Here is a 5,508-nt window from a genome sequence, read left to right as displayed (position 1 = left end):
GTCAGGATGACGGGTGTTAGATGGAGGGGCACGCACCGCCGGCACGTGCCCCCAACCTTTAGGCCGCCATCAATTCCATAACCCGCCGCAGCTGATCTTCCTTGTCGCCCAGCTGGGCGTCGATCATGGTCAGGCGTTTGGCGTAGTGGGAGCCGGCATATTCCCAGGTCATGCCGATACCGCCATGCATCTGCACCGCCTCCTCGGCGACGAGCTTGCCGGCGCGGCCGATCAGGTTTTTGGCCTTGGCGACGGCGAGGGCGCGGCCGGGCGTGTCGAGGGCGCCGGCGGCGTGGATGGTGATGGAGCGGGCCTGCTCGATCTCGATCGACAGGTCGACGAGGCGGTGTTGCAGGGCCTGGAAGGTCGCGATCGGGCGACCGAATTGCTGGCGCTGCATCAGATAGTCCTTGGTCATCGCCTGGAGCACATCCATCGCTCCGACGGCTTCGGCGCACAGCGCCAGGCGACCGGCATCGAGGGCGGCCTCGATAGCCTCGCCCGCGTCGTCGGAGAGACAGGTGGCGGACACATTGTCGAGCCCCACCTCTGCCGCGCCGCCACCATCAATCATGGCGTAGCTATGGATGTCCGCAGCTGACGCCTCAATCTCGAACAGGCCGATCTTGCCGGCCGGCGTGCGCGCTGCGACCAGCAGCGTGTCCGCGGCATGACCGCCATAGACCAGGCTCTTGCGGCCGCTCAGTGTCCAGTTTTCGCCGGACTTGCTGGCCGCGGTGGCGATCTCGCTTGTATCGGTGAAGGCATCCGCCTCGAACACGGCCAGGGCCGTGCGCGCACTGCCGGCGATGATGGCGTCGACCTTGTCCGATTGGCCGAAGGCGGCATAGAGGCGCAGGCCCATCAGATTGCCGAGCATGGGTTCCGGGCACAGTGTGCGGCCGAATTCCTCGAACACCACGGTGATATCAAAGCCTTCGCCGCCGAAACCGCCCTGGTCTTCCGACACGAGGGCACCGAGAATGCCGAGCTCGGCCAGTTCGCCCCATTTCTTCGGGTCGTGGAAGGGGGCGTCATAGGCGATTTTGATACGGTGCTCGACCGGATACTGGTCGGCGAGATAGCGGCGCAGGCTGTCGGAGATCATGCGCCGGTCGTCGGTTTGATTGAAATTCATGGCTCAGACTCCGAAAAGATCTTTGGCGATGATATTGCGCTGGATCTCATTGGACCCACCGAAAATCGAAAGCTTGCGATTATTGAAATAGCTGGCGGCACTGGCAGCCGCTTCCGGTGGCGCGACGGCGAGATTGCCGGCCAGTGCGTCCATCGGGAAGGGGGCAGCGGCCGGGCCGAGGGCGCGGCGGGCGAGATCGTCGAGATTCTGCCGGATCACCGTGCCCTTGATCTTCAGCATGGAGGCGATGGTGTTGGAGGCGGCGCCGCCGGAGGCATCGACCAGTACCCGCAGATTGGTCATGCGCAGGGCTTCCAGATCGATCTCGGCCTCGGCGATTCGGGCCGCGAACAGTGGATCCTCGATCAGCGGCTTGCCGCGGCGTTTCAGCTTGCGGGCCAGCGCTTTGAGCTCGTGCAGCGCCTGCGTCGAGGCGCCGACGCCGGCAATGCCGGTACGCTCATGGGTGAGGAGGAATTTGGCGATGGTCCAGCCTTCATTCTCGACCCCGACCAGATTGGAGACCGGCACGCGGACATCGGAAAAGAAGACCTCATTCACTTCATACCCGCCCTCGATCAGCTTGATCGGGCGCACTTCAATGCCGGGCGTCTTGATGTCGACCAGCACGAAGGAAATCCCCTCCTGGCGCTTGCCCTCGGTGGAGGTGCGCACGAGGCAGAAAATCTTGTCGGCATACTGGCCCAGCGTGGTCCAGGTTTTCTGGCCATTGATGATGTAATCATCGCCCTCGCGGATGGCGCGGGTCTTGAGGCTGGCGAGGTCGGAGCCGGCACCGGGCTCGGAATAGCCCTGGCACCACCAATCCGTGCCGTCGAGAATGCGCGGCAGAATGTCGGCTTTCTGCTTTTCGGTACCGAATTTGATCAGGACGGGGCCGAGCATGCCCAGACCGAAGGGCACGATGCGCGGCGTGTTGGCCAGGGCGCATTCCTCGTCGAAGATATGGCGTTGCACGGCATTCCAGCCCGGGCCGCCATATTCGACCGGCCAGGTCACGGCCAGCCAGCCGCGGCTTTGCAGCGTCGCGTGCCAGCCCTCAAGATCGGCCTTGCCGAGTTCTTCGCCATTGCGAACCTTGGCCGCCAGCTCTTCGGACAGATTGTCCTTGAGAAAACTGCGGACTTCTGCGCGGAAGGCCTCTTCCTCTGGCGTGAAGTTGAGATCCATGGCGTTCTCCTCGATATCGACCGTTAGGCGCGTCCGGTCTGATGCCGGCCTGCGCGGGTTTCGTGTTTCCGGTATGCATTTAAGGCCAAGCGGAGCGGCATGGATAGGGGGTTGCTGATTCTCGCGGTCCGGAATCTTGTCGCACCGGCCCGGCGCTAGAGCAGGCCGCGGGCCGCCAGGTCTGCGCGCAGCCTGGCTTCGTCAGTGAACAGCTCGGAATCAAAGCCGAATTCGCGCGCTGCGATGACATTGGCCTCGCGGTCATCGAAGAAGATCACGTCGGCCGGGTCATGGGGGAGGCGCGCAGCGGTGATCTCATAGATGCGCCGGTCCGGCTTGATGACGCCCTCATGCGCCGAGACGATCGTGTCGCGCATATGGCGCATGGCCGGGTAGAGCCGGTTGACGGGCCCGACCCATTCGGCCGGCAGATTGGTGAGTGCGTATTGCGGGATGCCGCGTGCGGCGAGCGCTTCGATCACTTCGGCCGTGCCCGGGATGGAGCCCTTGAGCATTTCGGGAAAGCGGGTTTCCCAGGCGGCGATCGCTGCTTCATGCTCAGGATATTGCGCAATCAGCGCGCGGCGATTCTCCGCCATTGGCACGCCGCGATCATGCGCCTGGTGCCATTCCATCGTGCAAACACGGCCCAGGAAGTCCTGGACCGCGTCTTCAGTTCTGAACATCTTGCGATAGAGATAGGCGGGCGACCAGTCCAGAAGGACTTTGCCCAGATCCCACAGGACAGCCTTGCGGGCCATCGACTGTGAAAGCCTAGCCGGCACGGGCTTTGAAGCGCGGGTCGGTCTTGTTGATCACATAGACACGGCCGCCACGTTTCACGACCTTGCAATCACGGTGACGATTTTTCAGCGACTTGAGAGAGCTGCGGACTTTCATGGCAAGGCCTTCGTGTTGACACGCATTGAATAAGGAGGGCGCGGAGTAGCTGAGGGCTGTTGCACTGTCAACGGGGACGTGCGGTTCAGCCGCCCGGCCGGCGGGAAAAGCGCCGAATGCGGATCTTGCGATGCCGCAGGTGCGAAATATATTACACATGGTTAAGAAAACTGCATTCATGCCCGGCAAAATCTGGTATGTGTGCCCGGTCACAAGGAGACTGACATGCGTTTTGAACTGATGATCGCGGCCTCGGCCGCAGCACTACTGCTCGCTTCCTGTTCCGATGGAACGGGTGAGAGCGCCGAAGACAATATGGATTCGGCAGCCGAGCAAATGGAAGACGCCGCTGATGCCATGGGCGATGCCGCTGAAGAAGCCGCTGAAGACATGGGCCTCGTCGAAGAAGAGACCGTGGGCGACCACCTGCAAGACGCCGCCGACGCAACTGGCGAAGCGATCCAGGATGCGGCCGACGCAACCGGCGACGCTATCCAGGATGCGGCCGAGGCCGTTGAAGATGCGGTCACGCCGCCAGCTGATGAGCCTGCTGCTGACGAACCAAACTAGTCTGGCTCGTTTAGACTAGGGCATTCCGCTCATACCCGGGTGTGAAAGGTCATATCCGGGTATGAGTGCGCCTGTTCGTGCGCGCAGACTGTATCGTCTGCCCTTGCCGACCGGGTTCCGCCCTTGTGGCGAAAATCCTCTCTTACAACATCGTCAGTTGCTCTTGCCCGGCAGCGCCCATAGTTTCGCGCCCATGACACATCTGGGTAATTGCGTTTCGGCCGCGCTCGCGGCCGTTTGTGTGAGCGGGCTGGCGGCCAATGCCGCAGCACAGGATGATCGTGTCGATGTTGATGTCGAACTCGTGCTCGCGGTCGATATCTCCTACTCCGTCGACGAGGAAGAGGCGCATCGCCAGCGCGAGGGCTATGTCGCGGCGCTGGCGCATGAGGATGTGATCCGCTCGATCCAGGGCGGGCCGCTGGGGCGGATCGCCGTCACCTATGTCGAATGGGCCGATACCGGTTTTCAGCGCGCCGCCGCCGACTGGACCGTGATCGCCAGCGAGGAAGACGCGCTGGGCTTTGCCGCACAGGTCGCGGCAGCCCCCTTCGAGCGCGGTCATTATACTGCGATCGGTTCGGCGATTGCCGATGCTGTCCGCCGCATCGATGGAAATAGCTATACCGCACCGCGCCTGATCATCGATATTTCCGGGGATGGACCGCAAAACCAGGGCATGCCGCTGGAAAGCGCCCATGCGCTCGCCAGCCGGTCGGGCATTGTCGTCAATGGCCTGCCCGTGATCTCGGCCAGTCCCGGACGCTGGGTGAGGCCGGTCGAAGTCAATCTCGAGGGTTATTTTCGCGAGAATGTGATTACCGGTCCCGGTGCCTTCGTGCTGCCGGCCCGGGCCGAGGACGAATTTCGCGTCGCGATTCTGCGCAAGCTTGTTCTCGAGATCGCCGGCGCCATGCCGTCGCGCTCCGAGCTTGTCCTGCCGGACGCCGGCCCGTCCGTCGTGGGACGCGCGCCGTGAGGCCGGGGTTGGGGCTGGCATGTCTGCTCTTCGCGTCTCTTCTGATCGGTGGTAGCGAGGCGCCGCCCGACTATCTTTCACGGCCGGTGGAATACACCGCCGATGGCCGCGAATATGTCGATCTTGAACTCGTGCTCGCGGTGGATGTCTCCTCCTCGATCGATGAGGTCGAGGCGCGGCGCCAGCGCGAAGGCCATGTCGCGGCGCTGGCCGATCCCGAAGTGATCTCGGCAATCCAGGGCGGCGGCTATGGCCGTATCGCGGTGATGTATCTGGAATGGGCGGACGGCGATTTCCAGCGTGTCGTCGCGCCCTGGACGGTCATCGGCACCGAGGCCGATGCCCGTATTTTCGCCGCCAGCCTGGCGACCGCGCCCTTTATCTCCGGCCGTCGCACGGCGATCGGCGCCGCGATCGAGAGTTCGATCACCCTGATCGAGGACAATGATTACCAGGGCATGCGCCAGGTGATCGATCTGTCCGGTGACGGGCCGCAGAATTCCGGCTCCTCCCTGTCCCAGGCCCGCAGCCGCGCCGAAACCGCGCTGATCACCATCAATGGCCTGCCGATCCAGTCCGAGCGGCAAAGCCCGTTTCGGCCCTCGGTCAGTATCGATGTTGCAGATTATTTTGAAAAACAGGTGATTGCCGGGCCCGGTGCCTTCATTTCGCCCACAAATGAGCATGAGGATTTCGTGGACGCGCTGAAGCGCAAACTTATAATCGAAAT

Annotated in this window: 7 protein-coding genes; 3 read left to right on the top strand and 4 right to left on the bottom strand. The window is 62.9% G+C overall.

The features are described 5' to 3' along the window. Positions 1-58 precede the first annotated feature (58 nt). From AAC023_RS13450 to ykgO, 4 genes are all read right to left on the bottom strand, one after another. A complete protein-coding gene (locus AAC023_RS13450; RefSeq protein WP_339741710.1) occupies positions 59-1,138 on the bottom strand; it encodes an acyl-CoA dehydrogenase family protein in 1,080 nt (359 codons plus the stop codon). 3 nt (positions 1,139-1,141) lie between these two features. Beyond that, positions 1,142-2,329, bottom strand: a complete 1,188-nt coding sequence (locus tag AAC023_RS13445) for an acyl-CoA dehydrogenase family protein (protein ID WP_339741709.1) — start codon at positions 2,327-2,329, stop codon at positions 1,142-1,144. A gap of 155 nt (positions 2,330-2,484) precedes the next feature. Then, positions 2,485-3,090 carry an HAD family phosphatase gene (locus AAC023_RS13440; protein ID WP_339741708.1) on the bottom strand — a complete coding sequence of 202 codons (606 nt, stop codon included), beginning with the start codon at positions 3,088-3,090 and terminating at the stop codon, positions 2,485-2,487. A 13-nt stretch (positions 3,091-3,103) separates the two neighbouring features. Beyond that, positions 3,104-3,229, bottom strand: a complete 126-nt coding sequence (ykgO, locus tag AAC023_RS13435; RefSeq protein ID WP_091768343.1) for a type B 50S ribosomal protein L36 — start codon at positions 3,227-3,229, stop codon at positions 3,104-3,106. 225 nt (positions 3,230-3,454) lie between these two features. Between ykgO and AAC023_RS13430 the strand changes: the two genes are divergently transcribed. The 3 genes from AAC023_RS13430 to AAC023_RS13420 form a co-directional block, all read left to right on the top strand. Then, the gene (locus tag AAC023_RS13430) at positions 3,455-3,799 is read left to right on the top strand and encodes a hypothetical protein (protein ID WP_339741707.1); all 345 of its coding nucleotides are present in this window, start codon (positions 3,455-3,457) and stop codon (positions 3,797-3,799) included. A gap of 193 nt (positions 3,800-3,992) precedes the next feature. Then, positions 3,993-4,778: a DUF1194 domain-containing protein gene (locus tag AAC023_RS13425; RefSeq protein ID WP_339741706.1), complete on the top strand. Its 786-nt coding sequence runs from the start codon at positions 3,993-3,995 to the stop codon at positions 4,776-4,778. Further along, the coding region (locus AAC023_RS13420; protein WP_339741705.1) for a DUF1194 domain-containing protein at positions 4,775-5,508 on the top strand (734 nt) is incomplete at its 3' end. The genes AAC023_RS13425 and AAC023_RS13420, both read left to right, overlap by 4 nt.

Origin of the sequence: uncultured Maricaulis sp. (assembly GCF_963976135.1) — a bacterium.
Lineage (GTDB): Bacteria > Pseudomonadota > Alphaproteobacteria > Caulobacterales > Maricaulaceae > Maricaulis.
The sequence above is the reverse complement of the archived record's forward strand: the minus strand, read 5'-3'. Positions and strand labels throughout refer to the sequence as shown.